This window comes from uncultured Tateyamaria sp. (assembly GCF_947487805.1).
Taxonomy (GTDB): Bacteria; Pseudomonadota; Alphaproteobacteria; order Rhodobacterales; family Rhodobacteraceae; genus Tateyamaria.
In genome coordinates this window covers 634,003-660,615 of sequence record NZ_CANKXW010000002.1, presented here as the reverse complement: position 1 = coordinate 660,615, position 26,613 = coordinate 634,003, and the positions used below count along the sequence as shown (strand labels likewise).

General features: G+C 62.4%; 27 protein-coding genes and 2 tRNA genes. 14 read left to right on the top strand and 15 right to left on the bottom strand.

Annotation, left to right across the window (positions count from 1 at the left end; genetic code table 11):
• Window positions 1-4 precede the first annotated feature (4 nt).
• Together Q0949_RS08920 and Q0949_RS08915 are read left to right on the top strand one after the other, a co-directional pair.
• Window positions 5-2,035, top strand: a complete 2,031-nt coding sequence (locus Q0949_RS08920) for a hypothetical protein (protein WP_299370681.1) — start codon at window positions 5-7, stop codon at window positions 2,033-2,035.
• Window positions 2,032-3,105, top strand: coding sequence for a transporter substrate-binding domain-containing protein (locus Q0949_RS08915; RefSeq protein WP_299370679.1), 1,074 nt, complete (start codon window positions 2,032-2,034; stop codon window positions 3,103-3,105). The genes Q0949_RS08920 and Q0949_RS08915 overlap by 4 nt, the downstream gene beginning before the upstream one ends.
• A gap of 36 nt (window positions 3,106-3,141) precedes the next feature.
• Here Q0949_RS08915 and Q0949_RS08910 read toward each other — a convergent pair.
• From Q0949_RS08910 to Q0949_RS08890, 5 genes are all read right to left on the bottom strand, one after another.
• A tRNA-Glu gene (locus Q0949_RS08910) sits at window positions 3,142-3,216 on the bottom strand.
• Between the two features lie 80 nt (window positions 3,217-3,296).
• Entirely contained in the window at window positions 3,297-5,036 is a 1,740-nt protein-coding gene (gene recJ / locus Q0949_RS08905; protein WP_299370677.1) for a single-stranded-DNA-specific exonuclease RecJ, read from the bottom strand.
• A gap of 61 nt (window positions 5,037-5,097) precedes the next feature.
• The gene (gene glpX / locus Q0949_RS08900) at window positions 5,098-6,066 is read right to left on the bottom strand and encodes a class II fructose-bisphosphatase (protein WP_299370675.1); all 969 of its coding nucleotides are present in this window, start codon (window positions 6,064-6,066) and stop codon (window positions 5,098-5,100) included.
• 33 nt (window positions 6,067-6,099) lie between these two features.
• A complete protein-coding gene (locus Q0949_RS08895; RefSeq protein ID WP_299370673.1) occupies window positions 6,100-7,386 on the bottom strand; it encodes a homoserine dehydrogenase in 1,287 nt (428 codons plus the stop codon).
• A 137-nt stretch (window positions 7,387-7,523) separates the two neighbouring features.
• The gene (locus tag Q0949_RS08890; protein WP_299370671.1) at window positions 7,524-7,865 is read right to left on the bottom strand and encodes a hypothetical protein; all 342 of its coding nucleotides are present in this window, start codon (window positions 7,863-7,865) and stop codon (window positions 7,524-7,526) included.
• A gap of 49 nt (window positions 7,866-7,914) precedes the next feature.
• Between Q0949_RS08890 and Q0949_RS08885 the strand changes: the two genes are divergently transcribed.
• The gene (locus tag Q0949_RS08885; RefSeq protein ID WP_299370669.1) at window positions 7,915-8,514 is read left to right on the top strand and encodes a TetR/AcrR family transcriptional regulator; all 600 of its coding nucleotides are present in this window, start codon (window positions 7,915-7,917) and stop codon (window positions 8,512-8,514) included.
• Window positions 8,515-8,561: 47 nt separating this feature from the next.
• On the opposite strand, the gene Q0949_RS08880 is transcribed toward Q0949_RS08885, so the two are convergent.
• The 3 genes from Q0949_RS08880 to Q0949_RS08870 form a co-directional block, all read right to left on the bottom strand.
• Entirely contained in the window at window positions 8,562-9,473 is a 912-nt protein-coding gene (locus tag Q0949_RS08880) for a pirin family protein (RefSeq protein WP_299370667.1), read from the bottom strand.
• Between the two features lie 376 nt (window positions 9,474-9,849).
• Window positions 9,850-10,269 (bottom strand): SRPBCC domain-containing protein, encoded by a 420-nt coding sequence (locus Q0949_RS08875; protein WP_299370665.1) that lies wholly within the window; start codon window positions 10,267-10,269, stop codon window positions 9,850-9,852.
• A complete protein-coding gene (locus Q0949_RS08870; protein WP_299370663.1) occupies window positions 10,266-10,586 on the bottom strand; it encodes a metalloregulator ArsR/SmtB family transcription factor in 321 nt (106 codons plus the stop codon). Before Q0949_RS08870 ends, Q0949_RS08875 begins: the two co-directional genes overlap by 4 nt.
• Window positions 10,587-10,722: 136 nt before the next feature.
• Here Q0949_RS08870 and Q0949_RS08865 point away from each other — a divergent pair, with 136 nt between their 5' ends.
• On the top strand, window positions 10,723-11,181 hold the full coding sequence (locus tag Q0949_RS08865; protein WP_299370661.1) for an MmcB family DNA repair protein: 459 nt from the start codon (window positions 10,723-10,725) through the stop codon (window positions 11,179-11,181).
• Between the two features lie 13 nt (window positions 11,182-11,194).
• On the opposite strand, the gene Q0949_RS08860 is transcribed toward Q0949_RS08865, so the two are convergent.
• Window positions 11,195-11,383, bottom strand: a complete 189-nt coding sequence (locus tag Q0949_RS08860; RefSeq protein WP_299370659.1) for a DUF6324 family protein — start codon at window positions 11,381-11,383, stop codon at window positions 11,195-11,197.
• An 81-nt stretch (window positions 11,384-11,464) separates the two neighbouring features.
• Here Q0949_RS08860 and Q0949_RS08855 point away from each other — a divergent pair, with 81 nt between their 5' ends.
• Window positions 11,465-11,947: a GNAT family N-acetyltransferase gene (locus Q0949_RS08855; protein WP_299370657.1), complete on the top strand. Its 483-nt coding sequence runs from the start codon at window positions 11,465-11,467 to the stop codon at window positions 11,945-11,947.
• A gap of 59 nt (window positions 11,948-12,006) precedes the next feature.
• Window positions 12,007-12,083 (top strand) — tRNA-His (locus Q0949_RS08850).
• A gap of 98 nt (window positions 12,084-12,181) precedes the next feature.
• Here the strand turns inward: Q0949_RS08850 and Q0949_RS08845 are convergent.
• The gene (locus Q0949_RS08845; protein WP_299370655.1) at window positions 12,182-12,472 is read right to left on the bottom strand and encodes a DUF6476 family protein; all 291 of its coding nucleotides are present in this window, start codon (window positions 12,470-12,472) and stop codon (window positions 12,182-12,184) included.
• Here Q0949_RS08845 and Q0949_RS08840 point away from each other — a divergent pair.
• From Q0949_RS08840 to Q0949_RS08830, 3 genes are all read left to right on the top strand, one after another.
• Window positions 12,471-13,496 carry an RluA family pseudouridine synthase gene (locus Q0949_RS08840; RefSeq protein WP_299370653.1) on the top strand — a complete coding sequence of 342 codons (1,026 nt, stop codon included), beginning with the start codon at window positions 12,471-12,473 and terminating at the stop codon, window positions 13,494-13,496. The two genes, Q0949_RS08845 and Q0949_RS08840, sit on opposite strands and share 2 nt — an antisense overlap.
• A gap of 213 nt (window positions 13,497-13,709) precedes the next feature.
• The gene (gene rpoH / locus Q0949_RS08835; RefSeq protein ID WP_299370650.1) at window positions 13,710-14,606 is read left to right on the top strand and encodes an RNA polymerase sigma factor RpoH; all 897 of its coding nucleotides are present in this window, start codon (window positions 13,710-13,712) and stop codon (window positions 14,604-14,606) included.
• A 66-nt stretch (window positions 14,607-14,672) separates the two neighbouring features.
• The gene (locus tag Q0949_RS08830; protein ID WP_299370648.1) at window positions 14,673-15,590 is read left to right on the top strand and encodes a hypothetical protein; all 918 of its coding nucleotides are present in this window, start codon (window positions 14,673-14,675) and stop codon (window positions 15,588-15,590) included.
• Here Q0949_RS08830 and Q0949_RS08825 read toward each other — a convergent pair.
• Window positions 15,587-16,762 (bottom strand): dipeptidase, encoded by a 1,176-nt coding sequence (locus tag Q0949_RS08825; protein ID WP_299370646.1) that lies wholly within the window; start codon window positions 16,760-16,762, stop codon window positions 15,587-15,589. The genes Q0949_RS08830 and Q0949_RS08825 overlap by 4 nt on opposite strands.
• A gap of 137 nt (window positions 16,763-16,899) precedes the next feature.
• Here Q0949_RS08825 and Q0949_RS08820 point away from each other — a divergent pair, with 137 nt between their 5' ends.
• Together Q0949_RS08820 and Q0949_RS08815 are read left to right on the top strand one after the other, a co-directional pair.
• Entirely contained in the window at window positions 16,900-17,877 is a 978-nt protein-coding gene (locus Q0949_RS08820; protein WP_299370644.1) for a Gfo/Idh/MocA family oxidoreductase, read from the top strand.
• A gap of 21 nt (window positions 17,878-17,898) precedes the next feature.
• Complete coding sequence (locus Q0949_RS08815) at window positions 17,899-18,168, top strand: DksA/TraR family C4-type zinc finger protein (protein WP_299370642.1); 270 nt, start codon at window positions 17,899-17,901, stop codon at window positions 18,166-18,168.
• 7 nt (window positions 18,169-18,175) lie between these two features.
• On the opposite strand, the gene Q0949_RS08810 is transcribed toward Q0949_RS08815, so the two are convergent.
• Genes Q0949_RS08810 through Q0949_RS08795 form a run of 4 tightly spaced genes read right to left on the bottom strand, consistent with a single transcriptional unit; the run spans window position 18,176 to window position 24,140 of the window.
• Window positions 18,176-19,459, bottom strand: a complete 1,284-nt coding sequence (locus tag Q0949_RS08810; RefSeq protein WP_299370640.1) for an aminotransferase class III-fold pyridoxal phosphate-dependent enzyme — start codon at window positions 19,457-19,459, stop codon at window positions 18,176-18,178.
• A gap of 4 nt (window positions 19,460-19,463) precedes the next feature.
• Window positions 19,464-20,567, bottom strand: coding sequence for an enolase C-terminal domain-like protein (locus tag Q0949_RS08805; RefSeq protein WP_299370638.1), 1,104 nt, complete (start codon window positions 20,565-20,567; stop codon window positions 19,464-19,466).
• Window positions 20,564-21,670, bottom strand: coding sequence for an enolase C-terminal domain-like protein (locus tag Q0949_RS08800; RefSeq protein ID WP_299370636.1), 1,107 nt, complete (start codon window positions 21,668-21,670; stop codon window positions 20,564-20,566). The genes Q0949_RS08805 and Q0949_RS08800 overlap by 4 nt, the downstream gene beginning before the upstream one ends.
• A gap of 19 nt (window positions 21,671-21,689) precedes the next feature.
• A complete protein-coding gene (locus Q0949_RS08795) occupies window positions 21,690-24,140 on the bottom strand; it encodes an FAD-dependent oxidoreductase (protein WP_299370634.1) in 2,451 nt (816 codons plus the stop codon).
• A 68-nt stretch (window positions 24,141-24,208) separates the two neighbouring features.
• Here Q0949_RS08795 and Q0949_RS08790 point away from each other — a divergent pair, with 68 nt between their 5' ends.
• From Q0949_RS08790 to Q0949_RS08780, 3 genes are read left to right on the top strand one after another with little or no spacing between them, the layout of a single operon-like run.
• Window positions 24,209-25,096 (top strand): MurR/RpiR family transcriptional regulator, encoded by an 888-nt coding sequence (locus Q0949_RS08790; protein ID WP_299370632.1) that lies wholly within the window; start codon window positions 24,209-24,211, stop codon window positions 25,094-25,096.
• Entirely contained in the window at window positions 25,093-26,178 is a 1,086-nt protein-coding gene (locus Q0949_RS08785) for an aromatic ring-hydroxylating dioxygenase subunit alpha (protein WP_299370630.1), read from the top strand. The genes Q0949_RS08790 and Q0949_RS08785 overlap by 4 nt, the downstream gene beginning before the upstream one ends.
• Window positions 26,179-26,213: 35 nt before the next feature.
• Window positions 26,214-26,606, top strand: a complete 393-nt coding sequence (locus Q0949_RS08780) for a carboxymuconolactone decarboxylase family protein (protein ID WP_299370628.1) — start codon at window positions 26,214-26,216, stop codon at window positions 26,604-26,606.
• The last annotated feature ends 7 nt before the right edge of the window (window positions 26,607-26,613 follow it).

Sequence of the window (26,613 nt, the reverse complement as noted above, 5' to 3'; positions counted from 1 at the left end):
AATTATGAATTCGTTGATCTTCGCGGGCGTCGTTATCGCGGGGGCGATTACGCTCATGATCGAGGCGTATCGCAACTATAACTCCTCGCTGACGTCCATCCCCTTCAAGGAGCATCCGATCCTCCAGAACGTGGAGGTCGCCAAGCTGTGCACGCCGCGTGAAAAAAACATCGGGTTCCTGTTTTATTCGCTGCTCTATCTGGTCACCTATGTCGTCGTGCTGAGCTCGACCGAGATTTACGAATTGGTGGCCCAGGCCGCGGCGTCCAACTCCGAAATCGGGCCGACGGACGATATTATCGGGACGAACCAGGATCCGCTGAACCTGCTGAACACGCAATATGGCAAGCCCATCTTCATTTCGGCGGCCATCATCTCGATCTTTTCCATCGGTGCGTTGCGCCCGGTCGAGAGCACCATGCGATCGCTGGCACACAGGCTCGCAGGTGTGCCGCGCGGCGTCTATGCGGTGATTGAGGAATTGCACGCGATCCCCTTCGAAACCTTCGATGTGGCCTGCCAAAAGCCGTTGTCGGACATGTTCCTGGAAAATGCCGACGCCACATTCAAGGCGAGCTATGACAAGAGCCAGATCCCCTCGATCCTCAGCTCGCTGCGCACCATTGACTACCTGGCGCCAGCTATAACGGGAAAACAGCGCATCCAGCACTTCCCGTTCAGCCAATTGTCCACGATGAGTGAGCTGTCCACCCGACTGGAATACGATGTTGAGAACCTCAAGGATCTGCTCAAGGTCAAGCTGCCGGATGATGCAGCGGAGCGCAAAAAACTCTTCGACACCGCTAATGCCGTCGCGAATGACACCATCGCTCTCTTTGCTGTCCATTTCTTGCGCAACAACCGTGCCATCAAAAACATGGACGAAAAAAGCGCGATTTCCATTATCAACGAACGGATAAAACGGACGTACCGGGTTGAGATGAATTCCTTTGCGATGGGGCTGTTATTCTCACTTATGGCGGTCCCCGCGGCCTACGCGGTGATCCTGACGTGGAATGTCGCGGCGTCACCGATCTCTCCGCGGCTTGCGCAGGCAGATGTGCGCGAAAGCATCCAGCTGCGGCAAATGCCCATCGGGTTCGAGACACGCTGCACATTGTCTGCTTCGGATAGTCTGCCATTTGATCGATATGACGCGGAACGCTGGGGGCTTGACCCCGGCCGGACGATACCTGATGGCGCGGATCCGGCCGATTATGTGCCCTTTGATCTGAACCGCGGGACGGATCGGGACGACATCGCCCAAGCCCCGCAGGACAGTGACGCGGCCAAGCAGGCGGGATTGGACCGCTCGGAACGGGCCGCTGCGCGCAGTTGCGCCGCGATCTGGCGTAGCGTGATCAAGACGCAGTCGGCTGAGCGGCGGCAAAGCATTCTGGCCCTTTCCTTCTGGTGGTGCGTCGCGGTGTTCTTTGCGACCGCCTTGGCGGCCGTCACGGCAATTTTCGGCCGCGAGGTGCGCAAGGAAGACAATTCCTGGCCCGATTGGGAGCTGCGCCGCATTCCGTTCCTGCGCCTGTTTTCCATGGCGGTGATACCGGCGATCATGGCTGTTCTCGGCGTATTCATCGGCTCTTTCCTCGAATTCTACGTCAAGACCGGCTTTGACGCGACAGAGAACCAGATCCAGTTCTTTTTGAACAGCAAATGGGCCTTCTTCGTCATGCATGCAGGCGTTGGCTTTTTGGTGGCCATCGCGGTTTTGATCTTGACCGATCAACATGATCAACTGAACGCCGCGTGGACGATTGTGATCGGTCTCATCTTCTCCGTGTTGATTGTGGGGTGGTATTACCTGACCATCGTGGCCAGCTATCCACCCACGTTCATCAGGCCAACCCCGGACAATTTCCCGTTCAACTTCGAGATGCGAGAGGCGCTGGTCTATGCGGTGCAGCCGTTCTTCTTCATCCTTTTCTTTGCGGTCTTCCTTGAAGTGACCGAAGAGAGCGCAGCGGAGAAACGCAAGCGCAAGCGGGCGCAAACACGTGGTACAAAGGCGGCGACGACATGAGGCGGATGATTGCATTGATCTGCGCGGCTTTGCTCGCGGCTGGCGCGGTTGGTGCGCAGGACGCGTCGGTCCCGCCGGGGGCCAACGAGGACAAGCCACTATTGCGTATCGGCGTGCGCTCTCATGCACGGCCGTTCTCCTATAAATCCACCCGCGCGCCCAAGGGGCTGTCGATATCGACCGGGGCCGGTCCGATCCGGGCCGAAGGGTTCGACGGCTATCTGGTCTATGTCTGCGATGAAGTGCTCAAGCAGATGCTGATCAATCAGGACGATGCTCCCAATTTCGACGCAAGCCAGATCGTCGTCGAGGATATGGACGCCCTGATCAAGGCAGAGCGCGAACGCTTTCCCGACGCGCAGTTCGAATTTGACCGACTTGATCTGCTGGGGGGCAAGATCGACATTCTGTGCGATCCGGCCACGATCAACGCCGAACGGGTCAAGCGGTTTGCCGTTTCTCCGCCGTTGTTCATCGCGGGCATCGGATATCTGACACTGAAGGACGCGGTACCGCCCCGCAATGCGTGTCAGGCGGATAAGGCGCTGATTGGGTTCGTCGGCGCCACGAATGCGGCCAGCACCGGAATCCGGACGATCGTGAATGCCGGAGAATGGCGCAACACCAAGGACAAGGTGACAGCCGCCTTGCGCGACAGTGGTGCAGGCGTCAGCGTTTGCCCGCCACCCTATGGGATTAACGGTGACGGCGGGCTGTTTTATGCAGGGCCCAATCACTCGGACGTCGCACGCCGGTTCTGTTCGGGCGAGGTGACGTATTATGTCGGCGATCTTGAAATCATCACCGAACACGCCCGCGCCGTGCCAGGATGTGAATTCACCAGCGGCGCCAAGAGCTTTACGACCGACCGTTATGCGATCTTTGCCAAGATCGACTACAGAAATGACGAGGCCAAGGCGCAGTTGATCAGTCGTTTCTACGAAGTGCTGAGCCGCGAGATCGCCACTTCGGCGTCATTGCTGGATCGCGCATTCATCGCAACATTCGGGGAAACACCAAAGAGCCAGAAGCTGGATTTGTTTTTCTGGGCTATGCGCGGCGTTCCCTGAACTGGGGTGCGCGGTGATATGGTCATGCCGGAAAAATGGCATCCCGTAGGGGAATCGAACCCCTCTTTCCAGGTTGAAAACCTGGCGTCCTAACCGATAGACGAACGGGACACATGGTGTGAGCGCGTATCTAGGCAATCAGCTTTTCCGGTGCAAGCGGAAAAATCGCCTTTGACCCAGTTTGTCGCTCTTCAGGCGGGTGCCGCGTCCTGCAATTGCAGTTGCACGGACTGGCGGCCACGAAACGTATTGATCTCCAGCCGCCCGGCCAGATGAAACGCGGCGCCGCCATGGTCGGAAAGGGCAGGACCAAGGGGGCCATCAAACGCGCCAAAGGCGATCGCGTCCAACCGTGCGCCGCCAGGTTCGCCAAAGGTGATCTTGAGATGGGTTTCCCCAACCCGGCGGGCATGCAGGATACGCGTCGCCGAAAACGCATAGCGCGGGCCCGGCGCGCCCGCGCCGAATGGTCCGGCGGTGTCGATCTGATCCAGCAGTTCCACGGTCGCTGCACCGGGCATCAGCGTGCCGTCCAGCCGCAAATCCGCAGGCCCCAGCGCGCCCGCACCTTGCCGCGTCAGCAGGTCTTCCAGCCGCGCCATGGCCGCTTCGATCTTGTCTTCGGCGACCGTCAAGCCGGCGGCCATCTTGTGACCGCCCCCCTTGATCAACAGACCCTCGGCCGCAAGGCGCTGGATCGGCGCGCCAAGGTCAATGCCCGACACCGAGCGCCCCGACCCTTTGCCGATCCCGTCCTCGATTCCGATCACGATGCTGGGACGGTTTGTCGCCTCCTTGAGCCGTGAGGCCACGATGCCCACCACACCCGGATGCCAACCTGCACCCGCCGCCCATGCCAGCGCACCGTCGGGTCCACGTGCCCCGCATTGCGCCAGAGCTTCGGCGCGCACCTGCGCCTCGATATCGCGTCGTTCCGCGTTCAAGGCATGAAGCCGTTCTGCCAACGCGTCCGCCTCGTGCGGATCGGAGGTGGACAACAGGCGCGCCCCCAGATCTGCCTGCCCGATGCGGCCCCCCGCGTTGATGCGCGGTCCAAGTACATAGCCCAGGTGATAGGTCGAGGGCGCGGTATCCAGGCCCGCAATATCAGACAGAGCCACGAGGCCCGGCCTTGCGCGCCGGGCCATGACTTTCAATCCCTGCCGAACAAAGGCGCGGTTCACCCCGATCAATGGGGCAACATCCGCCACCGTGGCCAGCCCTACAAGATCCAGCATCGCCATCAGATCGGGCGCCTGCCGTCCTGCTTCGCGCAATTGACGCCCCGCCTCGACCAAGAGCAGAAACACCACCGCCGCTGCGCACAGATGCGCCAGCGATCCATCCTCGTCCTGTCGGTTTGGGTTCACCACGGCGCGGGCAGGGGGCAGTGTCTCGGCGCCCAGGTGATGGTCCAGAACAATCACATCCGCTCCGGCGGCGGCGGCAATCGGCCCGTGCGAGACCGTCCCGCAGTCGACACAAATGATCAGCTCATGATCGGCCGCCAAGGCTGCCATGGCCGCGTCATTGGGGCCGTACCCTTCGTCGATGCGATCCGGTACATACAGCGTCGCACTGTGCCCAAGGGCACGCATCCAGCTGAGCAACAGTGCCGCCGAACTGCCACCATCCACATCGTAATCCGCAAAAACCGCAATGCGCGCGCGCCGCGTTACGGCAGCCAGAATCCGTGCCGCGGCGGTCTCCATGTCCCGCAAACTGCGCGGGTCCGGCATCAGGCCGCGCAGTGTCGGCGCCAAGTAGGCCTCTGCCGCCTCCGCAGGCACCCCCATGCGCGCGAGGACCTGGCTGACGGGGCGCGGCAGGCCGGTCTGCTGCACGATTGCCTCGGCGGCACGGTCGGTCGCGGCATCCGGCCCGACCCATCGGCGTCCGGTCAACGATTGCTCGACCCCCAAGAACGCCACGCGCTGCTTCCTTTCGCTTCAAATACCTCCGCCGGAGGCACGAAATCATCTGCCGGATGGCTCAGACGGTGTGCGTAGGGGTCCGGTAGCTCATGCGCCGCACCGAGCCGGTCTTGGACCGCATCAACAGTGTCTCGCAGGTCAGCCAGCCGGGTTCGCGGTGCACGGCCTGCAAGAGCGAACCGTCCGTCACGCCCGTCGCGGCAAAGATTACATCCTGCGTGACCATGTCATCGCGGCGGTAGACACGGTCCAGATCGGTGATCCCGGCTTTGGCGGCGCGGCCCTTTTCATCTTCGTTACGGAAAAGCAACCGACCATAGATCTGGCCCCCCATGCATTTGAGCGCTGCGGCTGCCAGAACCCCCTCGGGTGCGCCGCCTTCTCCCATGTACATGTCGATCCCCGTGGAAGGGTCAGCGCAGTGCATGACGCCGGCCACATCGCCGTCGGTGATCAGGCGGATGGCCGCACCTGTGCCACGAACCGCGTCGATGATCCCTTCGTGCCGGGGGCGTTCCAGGATACACACGGTGATGTCCGCGGTTTCGCAGCCCTTGGCCTTGGCCAGCGCAGACACCCGTTCTGCGGGCGACATGTCCAGGGTCACCGTGTCTGTCGGAAAACCCGGACCAATGGCCAGCTTGTCCATGTAGACGTCCGGCGCGTGCAGCATCGATCCGCGCGGGCCCATCGCGATGACTGTCAGGGCGTTGGGCATGTCCTTGGCGGTCAGGGTCGTGCCTTCCAGCGGATCCAGCGCAATGTCGACGCCCGGCCCATTACCGGTGCCGACCTCTTCGCCGATATAGAGCATCGGCGCCTCGTCACGCTCACCTTCGCCGATCACGACAACGCCCGCGATGTCGAGCATGTTCAACTGCTCGCGCATGGCGTTCACCGCCGCCTGGTCGGCTGCCTTCTCGTCCCCGTGGCCTACCAGCCGCGCCGATGCGAGTGCGGCGGCTTCGGAGACCCGAGCAAGGCCGAGCGACAGGAGGCGATCCTGGAATTGTGCGGTGGCAGTCATGGTAAAAGTCCTTTTGATTGGAAATGCGGGCCGTCAGACGGATTCGATGCGCAGAACGACAGGGTCCGATGTTAGAACCCCAGTGGATTGCATGGAGGCCAGCGCGTCATCCACCGCCGCCCGTGTACAGGTATGCGTTACGATCAGCACGGGGGCTGACGTATCGTCATGGCCGTACTGGCGCATACGGTCGATGCTGACGCCCGCCTCGCCCAACACAGTGGCGATCTTGGCCAGGGCACCCGGTTTGTCGACCAGAGCCATGCGCAGGTAGTAGGGCGCGGGCAGCACGGACGCAGCACGCGGAGCCGTGTCGAGGCCCGCGGCAGGCTGTCCGAAGACGGGCAGGCGGGTGCCCCGCGCAATGTCACAGACGTCGCCCATGACGGCAGACGCCGTTGGCCCTTCACCTGCGCCGGGACCACGCAAAACGACCTGTTCGACGGCGTCCCCTTCGATGGCGACCATATTGGTGCCGCCCTGCAACTGCCCCATGGGCGAGGTGTCGGGGACAAGGCAGGGCATCATGCGCTGCTCGAGGCCGCGTCCGGTGCGTTGTGCCACGCCCAAGAGCTTGATCTTGTAGCCCATATCGGCGGCGTGGCGAATGTCCTCGATGCTGACGCGCTCGATGCCTTCCAGCTCGATCCCGTCAAAGTCCACCCGTGTGCCAAAGGCGATGGATGACAGGATGGCCAGTTTGTGTGCGGCATCGATACCGCCCACGTCCAGCTGCGGGTCGGCCTCGAGATATCCCAATCCGTCGGCTTCGGCAAAGACCTCTTCATAGGACAGGCCGGCACTTTCCATGCGGGTCAGGATGTAGTTGCACGACCCGTTCATCACCCCGACGATACGCTTGATCTCGTTGCCCGCGAGACCTTCGGTCAGGGCCTTGATCACGGGGATCCCGCCCGCAACGGCCGCCTCGTAGCGCAGCGAGACGCCAGCGGCCTCTGCCGCCTCCGCCAGCGCCTGACCATGTATGGCGAGCATCGCCTTGTTGGCGGTGACCACGTCCTTGCCAGCGGCAATTGCGGCCTCGACGGATGCCTTGGCGGGGCCGTCCGTGCCGCCCATCAGCTCGACATAGACGTCGACGTCATCGCGGGTCGCCAAAGCGACGGGATCGTCTTCCCACGCGTAGCTGCTCAGCGGGACGCCGCGATCCTTGTCGCGGCTGCGTGCGCTGACGGCGGAAATCGAGATGTCGCGACCGGTTCGGGCGCTGAGCAACGCGGCCTGTTGGCGGACAATCCGCACCACCCCGATCCCTACAGTTCCCAATCCTGCAATGCCCAGGCGCAGCGGCGTCGTCATGTCGTGGTCCTTTGTTGGGTACGGACCACAGGCCCGGTGTTGAGGGCGATGTAGCGGGTTCCGGGCGGGGGTGCAATTGCCGCGGCAGGGTGCTGCGCGGTCGCAAGCGCTTTGGTCATGGGCATATGCCCATGTTTTCAGCTGACACCGCGCCTCAGCCGGGCGCGGGTCGCCGGATCCAGGATGGGTCTGCTTTGCAATGCGCGGGCGCGGGCCCGCAACGCCGCGACACGCGCGTTGAGGGTTTCGGTTGTCGCGACCGGGTCAGCGACCAGCGGATCGGAGATTGAGCGCACCGTGTCAAGTGGCACGAGGGCCGGAAAGTCCGCGTTTTCGAGATCGGGTGCAACCGTGCCGTCTAATTCGGGAAACTGGGTGCATGCGGCCAAGGCAAGGAAGAAAAAAACGTGGAAGGCGCGCATTGCAGGGATGATCCGCATCGAGAACTGTTGCCATGGTGATGCACCAAGGGGCTGCATGGTGCAAGCACCGCTTGGTTTGGAACGGTTGTTCAGATAAATCCCGCCCATGGCGCGCACCACTGGTTCTCATTCCGACATCACCGGCCCTCGCATTCGCGCGGCGGCCTTGACGCTTTTTGCGCGATATGGGTTTGCGGCCGTGTCCATGCGCCAGATCGCCAAGGAAGTGGGGGTGCAGGCCGGGGCGCTGTACAATTATACGCCTGACAAGCAGAGCCTGCTGGTAGAGTTAATGCGGGACCACATGGTCGAGTTGTTGGCGGCCGTTCAGGACGATGACCGGGCGGCGCCGGTGGTCCGGTTGGAACGGTTCGTGCGGTTCCATATCGGGTTTCACCACGAGCGGCCGGATGCGGTTTTCATCGCATATATGGAATTGCGCAATCTCGAGCCGGAGAATTTCGCGGAGATCGAGACCTTGCGGCGTCGGTACGAGGGAGTGCTGGAGCGCATTTTGGACGCCGGGATGGCGCGCGGGGATTTCGCAGTGGCGGATGCCAAAGTGACCACGTGGGCCGTTATTGCAATGCTGACGGGCGTGAACACCTGGTTTCGGTCCGGGGGGCGCTTGAGCCTTGATCGGGTGCAGGACCAGTATTGGCAGATGGTGCGGCGGATGGTGGGATCGGTGGGTGGCTCTGTTTGACCTGACGGTCAAAGGCGCCCACCCACCGACCCTGGGGCGCGCTTTGGTCAGTGGGCCGGTTTGATGAAGGTGCCGTTGCGCAAATCCTGCATTGCCTGCATCAATTCGGCCTGGGTGTTCATCACGATTGGCCCATGCCAGGCGACGGGTTCGTCGATGGGCGCGCCGGAGATCAGCAGGAAACGAATGCCGTCCGGGCCGGCTTGCACGGTGACTTCGTCGCCGGTGCCGAAGCGGATCAGGGTGCGGTCGCCCGAGAGGTCGCGAATGTTGACCTCCTGGCCTGCGATTTCCTTTTCGAGGAGCACGCCCGCAGGGGAGGATGCGTAGGCAAAGGCACCTGCACCTTGGAACACGTAGGCAAAGGCGCGGCGGTACGTGTCGATGTGGAACGTCTTTTTTACGCCCGCGGGCACGGTGATGTCGAGATATTGGGGGTCCGCTGCAATACCATCCACCGGGCCGGTTTTGCCCCAGAACGATCCGGTGATGATGCGCACATGGGTGCCGTCGTCATCGGTGACTTCGGGGATGTCGGCACCCTCGATGTCCTGGTAGCGCGGCGCGGTCATTTTCTGTGCGGCGGGCAGGTTGCCCCAGAGTTGAAAGCCATGCATCTGGCCTGATGCGTTGCCGTGCGGCATTTCCTGGTGAAGAATGCCGGAGCCTGCGGTCATCCACTGCACCGAGCCTGCGCCCAGAGTGCCTGCATTGCCCAGCGAGTCGCTGTGTTCCACCGTGCCTTCGAGGACGTAAGTAATTGTCTCGATGCCGCGATGGGGGTGCCATGGGAACCCTTTTTCGAAATGTTCCGGCAGGTCGTTGCGGAAGTCGTCGAAGAGCAGGAAGGGGTCAAGTTCTGTCGGGTCCTGGAAACCGAACGCACGGTGTAGATGAACACCAGCCCCTTCCAGCGTGGGTTGTGCGCGACGGGTTTCGATGGTGGGTCTGAGGGACATGCGTGTCTCCTTTGCTGGCGTGCGTTGACGCATAAGTAACGCGGCGCTGTGCGACCTCAACCAGCGGACATGCGCGGGGACTGTGCGCAAATGTGCAAAACGGGATGGGCAAAGTGACGGGACCACCACAACCGTGCGGTTCTCTCATTCCCGAGGACCTGTATATACAGGTGGGCGCCAGGTAAATGGACCAGGGTCCAGACAGAGCCAGCTCCCTCGGAATTGCTTAAGGCCACCGGAATGCAACCGTCCACAAGAAGGGCAGAGCCCGTCACCGCGATACATAGGCGCGGTAACGCGGCGGGGCAAGGCGTGGCGTGAAATGGAAACGTGCGTCTATGCCGGGTTTCATGGTTTTCCGGGCGGAGAGGGGTGATCAGGGATCGCCGTGAATGTCGACGCGCATCCGCATGAGGTGATCGTCCCAACCCTTGTCGAGTGCCAGCATCAGACCGAAGGCATGCTCGCCCTGCGGGAGGCCGTCATGGACAAGTGCAAGTTCCGTGCCGCCGGGCACATCCGCCAGTGTCCAGCGCACCGTGCTGACCGCGTCGCCCATCGGGCCGACAGTGAACGTATATTCCAGGTACTCGGGCGGGTGCGCCGCAACCACCTTGCCCCAGATCAGCAGGTCACCGCTGGTGGTTCCGAACATTTCCAATGTCTCGCCTTCCGCCAGCGCCGATTTGGGGGCGTGGAACCATTTCGCAAGCTTTTCGGGTTGGGTCAGATAGTCCCAGACCAACGTGCGTGGCGCTTTGAGAAAGATCGTTTTGCGGAGATGTGTGTCGGTCATTGGATTTCCTGTTCTATGTTTGATTTGAGATCAGCGAGGCGGTCGTCCCAGAAGCGATCGAAGAATTCGAGCCATCCCAGAACCGGCGTCAGGCCAGCGGGGTTCAGGCGATTGATCCGTTCCCGTCCGCGGGCTTCGACATGGATGAGGCCGCCATCGCTCAGGACGGTGAGGTGTTTTTTCACCGCGCCACGCGTCATTTCGAAACGGTCGGAGACCTGCGCGATCGTCATGTCTTGTGCGGACAGCAGACGCAGGATGTCGCGGCGCGTCGGGTCGGCCAGGGCGCGAAAGGCGTTTTGTGTTGGGTCTGGCATGGTGTCAGATCATTCCTTCCAAAAGTGATTCCATTTGGTGTTATCTTTAATATGATACTTTTTGGTATCATGTAAAGGGGCGCGCTCACATGGATGATATCTTGCGTTTGTTCACACTTTGTTCATAAACTGAGCCATGGAGCAGATCACGGATACCGCCACCCTGATGCCCGGACAGATGTTGGCGCGCGGCGTGTCGCGGCACATGGCGTCCCTTGGCTGGGTCACGGTCGAGGAATTGGTGCCGGCGCGCGGGTTGCGCGTAGACGTGATGGCGTTGGGACCCAAGGGTGAAGTCTGGGTGGTCGAGTGCAAGTCAAGCCGTGCGGATTTCATGTCCGACGGCAAATGGCAGGGATATCTTGAGTGGTGCGACCGGTTTTTCTGGGCGGTGGACAGTGATTTCCCGGTGGATCTTTTGCCGGAGGGCACCGGGTTGATCATCGCGGACGCCTATGATGCGGAGATCATCCGCATGGCACCGGAGACAAAGCTGGCGGCGGCGCGGCGCAAGGTCATGGTGCAGAAATTCGCGACCCACGCGGCGCGGCGGCTGCAAGCGCTGCGCGATCCGGGCGCGGGACTGGGCTGGTAGTTTCGGGCGCCGATCAGCGTTTCAGTGCACCGGCTGCTTTGGCAGCTGCACGGATTTCGTCAGCGATTTCATTGGCTTCCTCGGGGTCGAAATCCATCGGGATTTCCACACCCTTGGCTTCGATATAGATGCGTACCATGCCTTGGTCGGTGGGTCCGATCTGCATGTTGGCTTCGATGTCGCGTTCGCTGTTGATACCCATGGATGTCTCCGGTGCTGACAGAGGCGACGTGCTAGCCTGCGCCCGCTTGAAAGGCAAGCGCCATGCGGGCATGCTTGCGCGATGACGGAGGTGATTTTGCGCCCTTTCGCGCCAGCGGACACGGACTGGCTGGTGGATCAGCACGACAGGCTTTATGCCCGCGATGAAGGGTTCGACGACAGTTTTGGGCCCTTGGTCCGGTCGATCCTTGACGGGTTTGCGTCTGGCCATGATCCGGCTTGCGAGCGCGGTTGGATTGCGATGCAGGGCGGGCATCGGTTGGGGTCGATCTTTTGTGTGCGGCACAACGCGGAGCTGGCCAAGTTGCGGCTGTTCCTGCTGGTGCCGGAGGCGCGTGGCAAGGGGGTGGGGAGGATGCTGCTCGAGGCGTGCATGGGGTTTGCGCGTGACTGCAAGTATAGCGGTATGACGCTTTGGACCCATGAGAGCCACCGCGCGGCCTGTGCGCTTTATGCCAGGGCGGGGTTTGCGTTGGAAAGTGCGACGCCGGTGCATTCCTTTGGTCAGGATCTGGTGGAGCAGACCTGGGTCTGCCGGTTCTGAGTTTTATCGGTTGCGACGGTCTTGCAATCGGTGCGGCGCATGGGTATTTGGTCCGCAGTGCCGCCTTAGCTCAGTAGGTTAGAGCGCCTGATTGTGGATCAGGAGGTCCCCCGTTCGAGCCGGGGAGGTGGTACCACCCCTAAATGTAATGATTGACTGTTGGTCGTTGGCTGGTCTGTTTTGCGCCCTGCCGGCGCAAAAGGCGCCCACCCACCGACCCCTTGTGGGTCGGTGTCAGTCGATTGTGAGTGTCTGGCGCAGCGTGCCTGTGACCTGGTCGAAGATCAGGATTTCCTCGGCCTCGGTGACAACAGCGAACCAGTCCGATCCGACCGTGAACGCGGTTGCGGTCGTGCCATCCGGCAGTGTCACACGGTCGGGCAGGGGAATTGCCGCTGGCTCTTCGTTGAGCCGGATGACAAGCAGGCCAACCACCGTTACAACGCCACCGATCATGATGATCGTCAACACCGTGACCAGCCTGCGCAGGAATGCGAGGTTGGCCGGTTCTTCTGGGGTGCCCATGTCGTCCACGTCCGTGTCCTTTGTGATTGCCGCTGATCCGCCGCCGCGCCTTGATAAGGCGATTGCTCGCGACGTGCCAGAGGCGGCCGCGCTGTCGCGCACGCGGCTTGCGCGTTTGTTGGCGGACGGGGCCGTCACAGTCGATGGCGTGGTGGCGGAGGATCCCAAGGCGCGGGTCCGCGAAGGTGCGGTGATCGACGTATTGGTCGAAGCGGCAGTGGAAAGCCATATCGCGCCCGAGGACATCCCTCTGGACGTCGTGTTTGAGGACAGCGACCTGATTGTTGCCAACAAGCCTGCGGGCATGGTCGTGCATCCCGCCCCCGGGTCACCTTCTGGCACTTTGGTCAATGCGCTGATGCACCATTGCGGTGATGATCTGTCCGGGGTGGGGGGGATGAAACGGCCCGGCATCGTGCACCGGATCGACAAGGACACCAGTGGGCTTTTGGTGGTGGCCAAGACCGATGCCGCGCATCACGGGCTGGCCGCACAATTTGCCGCGCACACGGTCGAGCGGTATTACAGGGCGCTTGTCTACGGCGTGCCCGATGCGAATGATCCACGCCTGCGCGGGGTCAAGGGCACCAGTTTCGAGCCGGGCAATGTTCTCAAGCTGACGACGCAGCTGGCCCGGCACAAGACGGACCGCCAGAGGCAGGCGGTGCTGTTTCAAGGCGGGCGCCACGCCGTGACGCGCGCGCGGCTGGTTGCGCGTTACGGCACGCCGGAAGTCATCGCGCAGGTCGAATGCTGGCTCGAAACCGGGCGCACGCACCAGATCCGAGTGCACATGGCGCATGCAGGGCACGGGTTGGTTGGGGATCCGGTCTATGGCGGGCGGCGCAAGCTGGCCAAGGGCGCGTTGAGCGACGCCGCCACCGCCGCCGTGCAGGCATTCTCCAGACAGGCGCTGCATGCGGCCGTACTGGGTTTCGTGCACCCGGTCAGCGGGGAAATGTTGCGGTTCGAGGCCCCGATTCCGGAGGATCTGGCTGATCTGATTGCGGCGTTGACCAATTAACCGGGAACCGCCCGGACGATTAATGCATTCTTTACCCAACGCTGTAACGAACAGCACATGCGCGTGAGAGCACCGGTGTAACACTGCACATCCGGCGCCGCGCATGTCATATTCACTTTGCGACGACCCCCGCCTCTTGAACGCGGGGGATCGCCGTCCCATATGCAATGTTAAGCCCCTAAACATGGAAATCAGGGGGACAGGAGGGACATCATGGCCAATTACGCAAATCTGCCCGCACCCACACCCGAAGGCGGTTTGAACCGCTATATGCAGGAAATCCGCAAGTTTCCGCTGCTGGAGCCGGAAGAGGAATACATGCTGGCCAAGGCCTGGGTTGAGAAAGAAGACACAGGTGCGGCCCACAAGATGGTCACGAGCCACCTGCGCCTCGCGGCGAAAATCGCGATGGGGTATCGCGGCTATGGCCTGCCCCAGGCCGAGGTTATTTCCGAGGCCAACGTTGGTTTGATGCAGGCGGTCAAACGCTTTGACCCCGAAAAGGGCTTCCGCCTCGCCACCTATGCGATGTGGTGGATTCGCGCGTCGATCCAGGAATATATTCTGCGGTCGTGGAGCCTTGTGAAGCTCGGCACCACATCGGCGCAGAAGAAGCTGTTCTTCAACCTGCGCAAGGCCAAGGCCAAGATCGGCGCGTTGGAAGAGGGCGATTTGCGCCCCGAAAACGTGGCACAGATTGCAACCGATCTTGGCGTGACCGAGGCCGAAGTGATCAGCATGAACCGTCGTTTGTCGGGCGGTGACGCGTCGCTGAATGCGACCGTCGGGTCCGAAGGCGAAGGGTCCATGCAGTGGCAGGACTGGCTGGAGGATGAAAGCGCGGATCAGGCGGGTGACTACGAGGCACGCGATGAACTGGAAGTGCGGCGCGAGATGCTGGCCGAGGCACTCGATGTTCTCAATGACCGCGAAAAAGACATCCTGACCCAGCGGCGTCTGGCCGATCAGGCGGTGACGCTCGAGGATCTGTCGTCGCAATACGGCGTCAGCCGGGAACGCATCCGCCAGATCGAGGTGCGCGCGTTTGAAAAGCTGCAAAAGAAAATGCGCGATATCGCCAAGGCCAAGGGTCTTTTGGCAACGGCATGACCCGCGCGGGTCAGTCCATGATGAAAAGCCTCGCCTTTCCGGCGGGGCTTTTGCATATCTGGGGCCATGTCCAACCTCGTTTTCCATGTGCCCCGATCCTGGTTCTCGCTGAGCGGTGAGGGGTTTCGCCCGTTCTATGTGCGCCTGATGGAAGGGTTGGAGGCGCGGGGTGTGCCCTATGACGTCGAAGTGCTGGACCGCGACACGCTGCCTGCGCGCGTGGAGGACGATGCCGCGGTGCACATCATTCATCACGGACGGTTCGCCCACCCCCGCGCGCGCAATGCGGATGTGGCCTATATCTATCCGTTCTGGAACTTTGACCCACAAGGCATTCGCGCCTTTTCCTCCATCGGGCAGATGGCGTTTCCTCAGGGCGATATCGACCCGGACATCGCGCGCCCGTTCTTTCGTCGGTTGCGTCAGCGCATCGTGGGCGGTCGCACCTCGCGTTATGAACAGCCCGCCGCCGCGACCGATGTGGCACCTGCGCGGGCAGTCGTATTCCTGCAGTCCGAAGGGCACAGGATCGTGGGCGAGACCTGTTATCTCGACCGGTGGCAGATGTTGCGCGGCGTGTGCACGGCGGTTGACGGCCCCATCCTGGTCAAGCCCCATCCGCGCGACACCGACCGCACGACACCAAGGCAGTTGCGCGCACTACAACGAGAGTTCCCGCATTTGCAGGTCAGTGATGGCAATATCCATGATCTGATCGCGGCGGCCGACCGGGTGGTGACAATCAACTCTGCCGTGGGGGTCGAGGCCTATCTGCACCGCAAGCCGGTTGTCCTGTGCGGCCAGTCCGATTTTCACCACATCGCCGACGTGGCGCGCAGCCCCGAAGACCTGGCGGCGATCCTGACCCGGCCACCGCGCAAACGCGCCTATGACAAGTTCATCTGGTGGTATTTCGGCGACAGATGCCTGAGCAGCATGGATCCGAACCTCGCCGATCATGTGATTGCGCGCTGCGGGCTCTAGTTCAGCCGCGCCTGCAAAACCCGCACCATGTTGCCGCCCATGACCTTGGCGATTGTCTCGGTGTCCAGCCCTGCCTCGACCAGCGCATGGGTCAGCGCGGGCAGCTCGGACGTATCAAAGGCCGTCTTGACCGACCCGTCGAAATCCGAGCCAAGCGACACGTGATCGGCCCCCACGGTATCCACCGCCTGCACAACCATGGCGGCGATGGCCTCGGGCGTGGCGTCGCGGCACAGGATCGACCCCCAGTATCCCAGGCCGATCACGCCGCCAGTCTGGGCCACGGCGATCATCACGTCGTCCTCGAAATTCCGTTGCACCGGGCAAAAACCGTGCAGGCCGGTATGGCTTACGATCACGGGCATATCCGTCATCGCGATCACGTCGCGCGCCACCTGCGCGTGCGAATGCGCCAGATCCAGCACCATGCCGCGGGCCTCGATCTCGCGCACGACCGCGCGGCCAAAGTCGGTCAGCCCACCATTGCTCAGCCCATGCAGCGACCCGCCCAATGCGTTGTCAAAGAAGTGGTGCAGCCCGATGATCCGGTGCCCCGCGGCCTCCAGCCGATCCATGTTGGCAATGTCGCCCTCCAGCGCGTGCGCGCCTTCGATGCCCAGCAAACCACCAACAGCCGTGCCGCCTTGCGCCCGGTCGGCAAGGTGCGCGTCCAACTCGGCGCGGGTCGTAATCACGCGTAACCGGTCCGGCGCGCGCTCGGCCACGCGGTGCAGGCGCTCTGCCTGATAGACGGCGCGTTCAATCAACGATGTCCACGTGCGCGGCGGCCACAGCTGGCCAATGGCCAGCGGGGTGATGTTGTCAAAGGCATCCGCCGAATTGCTGGCATAGTTCTGACCTGCGGGCGATTTGGTGACGGCCGTGAACACCTGCAACGCTACCCCGCCTTCGATCAGGCGCGGGATGTCCACATGGCCCCGTGTGCCACGCTTGGCGATGTCGCGCTTCCACAGCAGGCTGTCGGCGTGCCAGTCACCCACCACGAGGCCTGCGTGCAGCGCCTCGGCGACGTCCGAGACGGGGTAGGGGTCATGCGGCACGACCGTATTGCGGCTGCTTTCGACATATGCGGGCGCAAAGGTCAGAAACGCCCCGATAGCGATGACTGCCAGAACAACTAGGGTCAAAAGGGCGCGTTTCAGTAGTCGCATGGCGGGGCTCCGGTCCGTTTGGACCATCCTTGGCATGCCGCCCGCACAGGTCCAAGTGTAACGGGACGGCACCGCGGGCTTGTGACCTGACCGGCGCGCGGTATGGTTGCGCAAACACATGCAGGGAAGGACGCGCAATGACACAGCCGATCAGATGGGGGATCCTGGGTGCCAGCAATTTCGCCCGCAAGGACATGGCCCCAGCCATCCACGCGGCCCGCGGCGCCGAACTTGTCGCCCTGGCCACGTCTTCTGCGGCCAAGGCGGCCCCGTTCCAGGACTTCTGCCCCGGATTACAGGTGTTCGAGGATTACGATGCGCTGCTGGCCAATCCGGGGATCGACGCTGTCTATATCCCGCTGCCAAATCACCTGCATGTGGAATGGTCGCTCAAGGCGCTGGCGGCAGGCAAACACGTGCTGTGCGAAAAACCGATGGCGATGGCCGCAGCAGACTACGCGCAGCTGGTTGAGGCACGCGACGCATCGGGGTGTTTCGCGACCGAAGCCTACATGATCGTCAACCACCCCCAGTGGCAGCGCGCGCGCCAGTTGCTGCGCGACGGTGCCATCGGTGATCTGGTCCATGTCGAGGGGCTCTTTTGCTACAACAATGCAAGCGAGACGGACAATGTGCGCAACCGCCCCGAAACCGGCGGCGGGGGTATTCCGGACATTGGCGTCTATACCTATGGCATCACCCGCTGGATGACAGGCCAAGAGCCCGCAGAGATCACCCATGCGGACGTGGATTTCGAGAACGGCGTGGACGTCGTGGCGCGCGTTTCGGCGCGGTTTCCATCCTTTTCGGCGCATTGGGTCAATTCGATGCGCATGCACCCGATACAGGATATGAACTTTGTGGGCACGGACGGCGTTATCCGCCTGACCGCACCTTTCAACCCGGCGCGGTTCGCGACGGCGCGGCTGGAATTGCACCAGGGTACGGTGGTGACCGAAGAACGCTTTCCCGGCGTCGATCACTATGTGCTCCAGGTCGAGGCGTTTACCGCGCATGTGCGGGATGGCGCGCCCTATCCGTGGACTCTTGAGGACGCGCGGGGCACGCAGGCGATGATCGATGCGGTTTTTGCCAAGGCTGCGGCGGGGCAGTAACGCGACAAAAGGAGGTCACATATGGCAGGCGGATGGGCCAAGGACGGCGCAGTGTCGGAACAGATCGAAGCGTCGGTGTCGGATGAACTGGCGCGGATGAAGGCGCGGCGCCAGCCGGTGGGCGAAAGCCTGACCCACTGTGCCGAATGCGAAGAGCCGATCCCCGAAGCGCGCCGCGCGGCGCTGCCCGGTGTCAAGCTCTGCGTGGATTGCGTGGCCGAACGCGACGCGGCGCACAAGGTGCGCGGCGGGATCAACCGGCGTGGCTCAAAAGACAGCCAGCTGAAGTAAGCGCGCGCTACGTCCGGCGCATGACCAACGCTTGAACGGCGGCCAGCACGGCGGCCTTGGTCTGGTCCAGATCGGCCTCGGTTATCGCCAGCGACGGATAGAGCTTGCCCGCTGATTTGAAGATCCCCAACCGCCGCAGCATGTCGTTGTAAAGCGCCGAGAGACCCGGATCGTCATGCTGCGCGTCCCTGTAGTCACGACAGGGCCGGTCGGTAAAATAGATGTCAAAAAGGGTTTCGTCACCGCAGATCCGGTGCGCAATGCCTGCTTGTGTCAGCGCGTCGCTCTGCATCTTCTGCAATTGCCCGCCAATGGCGCGCAGCCGGTCATAGGCACCTTCGCGGCGCAGGATCTCCATCGTTTTCAACCCGGCCGCAGCGGCCACGGGGTTGCCGGACAGTGTGCCCAGTTGCATCAGCCATTTGTCCGCCCCCACCACGGCCTTGTCGAAATGGCGCATGATGTCGGCGCTTGCGCCGAGAGCGGCAAGGGGGAAGCCGCCCCCGATGATCTTGCCCAGCGTGCAAATATCGGGTGTCACGCCATAGCGTTCTTGAGCGCCACCATAGGCGAGCCGGAACCCGGTGACGATTTCATCAAAGATCAGCAGCACGCCGTGCCTGTCGCACAGGTCACGCAATCCTTGCAGGTATCCGGGCACCGGGGGGATGATGCGTTGCAAGGGCTCCGCGATGATGGCGGCCACGTCGTCGTGTTCGCTCAGCAGGGCCTCGACCGCGGCGAGATCATTGTACGGCGCGATCAGCATCTGATCGGCGACGCTTTGGGGAATGCCCGCACTATCCGGCACGGGTTGCGGAAAGTTGACGCGCGCGGCGGGGGCCAGGCTCATCTGCGCCTCCGCACTCATCCCGTGATATCCGCCTTCGAATTTCAGGATCTTGTCGCGCCCGGTATAGGCGCGCGCCAAGCGGATGGCATACATGTCCGCCTCGCCGCCCGAGGCGACAAACCGCACCTGTTCGCAGCACGGCACCGCATCCACGATTGCTTCGGCCAGTTCGACACCTTTGGCGTTGTTGGCAAAGAACGTCATGCCCTTGGGCAATTGTTCGAACACGGCTTCCAGCACTTCGGGATGTCCGTGGCCCAACAGCATCGGCCCCGATCCGATCAGATAGTCGACATATTCGTTGCCATCCTCGTCCCAGACGCGGCTGCCTTCGCCGCGGGCGATGACGATGCCGGGGTCGAAATTGCCAAATCCGCCCGCGGGCAACACGGCTTGCGCACGCGCGATCCATTCGGCTTGGGTGCTCAGTTTCTGCATGGGGTCAATCCAGTTCCAGAATGGGGTGCCCAAGAATGTCCCGATCCGGGGCCACGCCCAGTCCGGGACCCTCGGGTGGGGCGATGCGACCGTTGTGGCGCGTCGGGCAATCCGGCGCAATCCGGGGCGCGACATAGCCCGACAGATCACAGGTGTTCAGCAACGCGCCCTGTGGCGTCGACGCGGCAAAGTGCAGCGACGCGGCGGTCACGATGTCCGAGCCCCACGTGCATTCCGCGCAGATTTCCGCACCCAGATGCACGGTCAGATCCCGCGCGCGGCGCATCGCCGACAGGCCGCCGAACTTGGACAGCTTCAGCGCCACCGCATCCAGCACGCCCAGTTCCGATGCACGCATGAGCGAGGCGAGGTCATGCGCGCCTTCGTCGATCTTCATGGGCAGCCCGGTGGCGCGGCGGACGTCGGCGCAATCCTCCAGCCGCTTGCAGGGCTGTTCCAGCATGATGTCGAGATGTGCGACCGCGCGGCCCGTGCGGGTCGCCTGCAACTTGGTCGCGCCGCAATTCCAGTCGCCATAGACCAGCGGGCCATCGCCAACCGCCGCCCGCACCTTGGCCAACCGCTCTGCGTCTGCCTGCCAATCCGCGTCCGCACCCAGTTTGACCTGAAACTGCCGGATGCCGGTTGCGTATGCCTCCCGTGCGATCCGCGCCATCTCGTCTGGTGCGATACAGGTGATCGAATGGTAAAGCGGCATATCGGCCCGCGTCCGACCGCCCAGCAGCGCATAAAGGGGCAGACCGCTCGCCTGACCAAACAGATCCCACAGCGCCATATCGACGATGGATTTCGCATGGGCGTGACCGGGCAGAACCCCGTCCAGCTTGCGCATGGGCGCATCGATGCCAAAAGGCGATATGCCGAGGATATGCGGCGCCAGTTCCGTGATCGCGCTGGGCACCCCATCGGCAAAAGCGGGCAGGTAATGCGGGATCGGACAGACCTCGCCCCACCCGCACAGGCCGGTATCCGTCTCGAGACACAGCACATGCGTCTTGACCGTGTCACAGGTCTTGCCCTCGGCCATGTAATAGGTCTCGTGACTGGTCAGGCCCAGGGACCATAATGTGATGCGGCGGACCTTCATGCGTAGACGGCCACCGGTTCGCCCAGTGCCGCCTCGTCAGGATGCACGCCCAAACCGGGCGTCTCCGGTAGGTGCAGATGCCCGTCCGTGTTGCGCGGGCCGCGTCCATCCGCAATGTCGATAGTGATCATATCCTGACAGGCCCACACCGCATGGCACTGCGCGTCGGGGATCGTCGCGGCCAGATGCAGCGCCTCGCAGTCCGCCAGCACCGTGCCGCCCGTGGCCATCACGAACATATCAATGCCATGGGCAAGTGCGACGTCGCGCATTCGTGCGGCCTTGGTCAGACCGCCGACGCGGTTCAGCTTGATGCCGAACACCTCCGCCAGCCCGTCGCGGGCGATGCGGGTGGCATCCTGCAAGGTCACCAACGCCTCGTCCACCGACACGGGTGCTGCGTGTTTGCCCGCGATTGCGGCAATGTCATCAAGGGTTTCGCAGGGCTGTTCGAACATCACGTTCAGGTCTTCGGTCGCCGACATCACCCGTAGCGCCTGCTGACGGCTCCACCCCCGGTTGACGTCATAGAGGATGATTTCACCGTCCCGCCGCAGATTCTCTACATCCCGAATGCGGGCAATATCACGGGCCACATTGCCGCCGATCTTGACGGAATGGGCGACATAGCCACGCTGCCGGTATCGGTCGATGACGGCACGGGTATCTTCGATGGATTTGGCCCCGACAGAGGAGGCGATGGAGCGCGGCGTGCGCGACCCGCCGCCCATCAAATCCGCAATCGGCAACCCTGCCGCCTGACCGGCAATATCCCAGCAGGCCATGTCGATCGGGCTTTTGGCATAGAGATGACCGGGCAGGGCCGTATCCATGGCCCGTTCCACATCCAGCACGCGCCGCGGATCAAGCCCCAGAACGAAGGGTGCCATGGTTTCGATCCCCGCGCGGATGCCGGGGCCGTGGGCGGGGACATAAGTATGGCCCCATGGCGTGCCTTCGCCCCAGCCGGTGATCCCGGCATCGGTTTCGATCTTCACCAGCGTGGCATCCAGCACTTCAAATTTCAGGCGACCGCCCGACAGCCAATAGGGATGCTCGAGCGGCAGGTCGACATGATAGACCGAGATCCGTTTGATCTTCATCCGCACCTCCTGCGCCGCGTCATTGCGCAGGCTCCGTCACCACATCGGCACGCGGGCGCAGGCTTTGTGCATCATAGGCCGGTTCATCCAGAACGCGGGCCGCGCGCGGTTGCCCGTGAATGACCACTTCAAGGGCCGTGCCGGGGGTCGCAGCCTCCGGTTTGATGTAGGCAAAGGCCAGTACCTTGCCGACAGTGGGCCCATAGGCCACCGACGCAGTGGACCCGACCACCACCCCGTCGCGCAGCACAGCCTCACCGCCATGGCCATCGGCCTTGCCGTCCGGTTCGATCTCGAGATAGGCGCAGACCCACCGCAGGCCGGAGTCCAGCGTCCGCTCTCGCCCCAGATAGGCCTTGTCCGCGCGGGCAAACCGCAGCACGTCCGCTTCGGCCAGTGTCACTTCGTTGGTCAACTCTCCGGCACCCTTGAAACCCTTCTCCATGCGCATCGCATTCATCGCAAAGGAACCGTAATCCGCGATGCCATGTGGCATGCCTGCGGCCCACAAGGCGGTGTAGACGTCCACGCAGGCGGCATTTGGCATGTGGAATTCCCACCCCAACTCGCCCGCATAGGACATGCGAAAGGCCCAGATGTCGTGACCCGCAACGCGGATTTGCCGCGCGGACAACCAGCGAAATCCGGCATTCGACAGATCCGCATCCGTGCATGCGGCCAGAACATCGCGTGCGCGCGGCCCATTGAGCGACAGGGCGGACCAGTCCGAGGACAATGCCGTCACATCGACATCGTCGGTGCCGCGATGCTGCGCCAGATGATCCAGCAAACGCTGCTCGAAGAACGCGGCACAGACCAGATAGAACCGGTCTTCCGCCATGCGCACGATTGTCGTCTCCAGCTCAATCCGGCCCGCTTGGTTGAGCATATGTGCGAGCTTAACGGAGCCCACCTTTTGCGGCATCCGGTTGGCCGTCAGACGATCAAGCAGCGCATAGGCATCCGTGCCGGAAACAAGCACCTTGGTAAAGGCCGTGACATCCATCAGCCCAACCCGTTCGCGGACGGCCTTCACTTCGGCGGCAACCATGTCATCGACCGGGGTGCGATGGAAGGAATAGTGATCCTGCTGCGCGATACCACGTGCGAAAAACCGCGGCCGTTCAAAGCCATAGACCTCTTCATGTACCGCACCCTTGGCCTTCAGCACATCATGGAGCGGGGAGGGTTTGATCGGCCGCCCGGCCAGCCGGTTGAAATGGGGGAAGGGGATTTCGTGCCGCAAACAATAATCTTCCTCGGCCTTGACGACCTGCCAGTCCTTCGTGGCATAGCTGCCAAATCTGCGCGGGTCATAGTCGCGCATCGAGATGTCCGCTGCGCCGTGCACCATCCAGCGCGCCAGTTCGCGCGTCAGGCCGGGGCCCCAGCCGATGCCGATCTGTGTCCCGCAGCAGCACCAGTAATTGCGCACGCCTGGTGCCGGGCCGATCAACGGGTTGCCATCGGGCGGGTGGCTGATCGCGCCGTGTACTTCGCGCTGAATGCCAAGCTCCGCAAAGATCGGCATGCGGTTCAGGCTCTCTTCGAGATAGGGCATGACCCGATCGTAATCGGCATCGAACAGCCAATTCTCGTAGTCCCACGGACAATGGTCGTGCCAGACGGAATTCGGGTTCTCCTTTTCGTAGATCCCGATCAAACCGCGTTTCTGTTCCATGCGGATATAGCCCGACACTTTCCTGTCGTCGCGGATCACCGGCAGCTCGGTATCGAGCGCGTCAAATTCAGGGACCGGTTCGGTGACGAAATAGTGGTGCGTCATGGATGTCATTGGCAGTTGCAGGCCCGACCATTCGCCCATTTGCCGCGCATAGGTCCCGCCGGCATTGACAACATGTTCGCAGGTGATCGTGCCCTTGTCCGTCTCCACCTGCCATTCGCCTGACGGCAGTTGCGTGATGTTTGTGGCGCGGCACCGCCGAATGATCCGCACGCACTTTTGTCGTGCGCCGGCGGCCATGGCCATTGTCACATTCGTCGGGTCCACATGCCCATCATCAGGCGTGTGCAGCGCGCCCAGCACCCCGTCGAGGTTATAGAACGGATGCAGCCGCGCGACCTGTTCCGGCCCCACAAGTTCGATATTGAAACCCAGGGCGCGACCCACCGACAGCGTGTGCCGCAGCCAGTCCATCTCATCCGGGGTATAGGCCAGCCGGAAGGACCCGCAGCCATGCCATGTGACAGGCTGGCCCGTCTCTGCCTCCAGCCCACCGGAATAAAGACCGGTGTTGTAGTCGACGCATTTGCCCAAGCCAAAGCTGGACGTGGAATGGGTGATCTGACCTGCTGCGTGCCACGTGCTGCCGGATGTCAGCTCGGCCTTTTCAAGCAGGACGGTGTCATGGCCCCACCCTTCGTGCCCGAGGTGATAGGCAAGACCCACGCCCATGACGCCGCCCCCGACGATGACGACGCGTGCGTGGCTGGGGAAATCAGTGGCCAATGGAACGTCCTTTTGCGAGTCGCTTTTCCTCTCGACAGGCTAAGCGGACAAAAGTACCATCGTCAATCATGAATGGGACAAATGTATCAAGCTCGATTCTGCAACGTCTGGCGGGCGAACTGGCGGAACTGACCCCCGAGGCGCGCAAGGCCGCGACCTATGTGCTGGAGAACCCGCGCGATGTGGGTGTCTCGACGGTGCGCGAGATCGCCAAGGCCGCGAACGTCAAGCCGAACACCGTGGTGCGCATGGCGCGGCAGGTGGGTTTTGAAGGCTATGAGGATTTTCGCGCCCCATTCCGCGAGGCCATCCGCAGGGGTGCTGCTGATTTCCCGGACCGCGCGCGCTGGCTCCAGGATATCTCGAAATCGGGGGACCTGGGCGGCCTTTTTGCCGATATGGTCCGCGACGTCATGGCCAATATCGAAGAGACATTCGCGGGCATCTCCACGGATAATCTTGAAACGGCGGCCCGTGCGATCTGGTCCGCGCGGCGTGTGCTGACCCTTGGAGTGGGCGTCAACAATTCGGTTGCCCGCAACTTCACCTATCTTGCGTCGACCGGGATGACCGAATTCCACGCCATCCCGCGCCCCGGATCTACCCCGGTGGACGATCTTGCCTGGGCGGATCAGAACGATGTGCTGATCGCGATCACCTGCAAACCCTACCGGTCCGAAGTGGTCGAGGCCGTGTCGATCGCGCGCGCGCAGGGGATGACCATCATCGCCCTGTCCGACAGCCCGGCCAGCCCCATCGTGCGAATGGCGGATCACGGCTTTGTCGTCAGTGTCGATACACCGCAGTTCTTCCCTTCTTCCGTCAGCATCATCGCGCTCCTCGAGACACTCCTGTCCTTTGTGGTCGCGGTCGCCAGTGACGAAATCGTGGAACGTGTCGAGACATTCCATGCGCGGCGCCACCAACTGGGCATGTATCATACGGAGGAGAAATGACCGGGCCGGTAAGATCGCTCGAGGCGCGCTATTACACCGATCCGCAGGTGTTTCGCGCCGAAAACGCGGGCCTGCTTGCCAGCACGTGGCAATTTGGCTGCCACGTGTCGGATGTACCGGCGCCAGGGGCGTACACCACCTTCGAGATCGCGGGCGAAAGCCTGTTTGCCATTCGCGGCCGTGATGATGAAATCCGTGTGTTCTACAATGTCTGCCAGCATCGCGCGCACCAATTGGTCGAGGGACGCGGCACAACCCGCGTGGTGGTCTGCCCCTACCATGCCTGGACCTATGAATTGACCGGACAGCTGCGCGCAGGCCCGAACCTCAGGGCCGTCGAGGGCTTTGACATGGCGTCAGTCTGCCTGACGCAAGTGCGCGTGGAACAGTTTCTCGGATTTGTTTTCGTCAATCTCGACCCGGATGCTGCCCCGATGGAGGACTGGTTTCCAAACGCCCGTGCCGAACTGGAAGACTGGGTGCCCAACTGGGCCGATCTCAGGCCGCTGGAATGGGTGGAGATCGCCGAGAACTGCAATTGGAAGGTGTCGGTCGAAAACTATTCCGAATGCTATCACTGCGCCCTGAACCACCCGACCTTTGCCAATGGGGTGGTGCGGCCTGAAACCTATGATATTCAGCCGCAGGGCATGTGCCTGCGCCACACGACCGAATGCCAAAGCCTCGAGGACATGACCTATGATATCAATTCCGGCTTTGCCCACAGCCACGAATATTCCAGCTGGTTCCTGTGGCCGATGTTCTCGTTTCAGGTCTATCCGGGCAATGTGCTGAACACCTATCACTGGCGCGCGGTGGATGCTGATCACGTTGTGGTCTGGCGCGGCTGGTATTCGGTCGACGGGGCCGAGGATGCGAAAATCCGGCAACTGGCCCGGCAGGACCGCGAAACCACGGTGGAAGAGGACATCCATCTGGTCGAATCCGTGCATCGCGGCCTGCGCTCACGCGGATACGTGCCCGGACCGCTGGTCGTGGACCCCAAGGGGGGCGTGAACTCCGAACATCCGGTCATGCATCTGCAACGCTGGATGCGCGCGGCGATCGATGGCCGCGCCTGAAAACGAACATGCCCGCAGAACAAGGATCAGAGACCATGACCGCATTCGACGAGGATCTGTTCCTCAAGGGGCTGGAACAGCGCAAGGCGACGCTGGGCGCTGCCTATGTGGACCGCAACCTCGCCGCCGCCGACGATTTTACCCGGCCATTTCAGGAGGCGATGACCACATGGTGCTGGGGCTTTGGCTGGGGCGATGATGTGATCGACGCCAAGACGCGATCCATGATGAACCTGTCGATGATCGGCGCGCTGGGCAAGATGCACGAATGGGAAATCCACTGCCGCGGCGCGATCAACAACGGGGTCAGCCACGACGAAATCCGCGCCATCATCCACGTGATCGGCATCTATTGCGGCGTCCCGCAGGCCTTGGAATGTTTCCGCGTCGCCCGCAAGGTGCTGGCCGAGGCAGAGCAGGGGGCCTGAGGCCCGT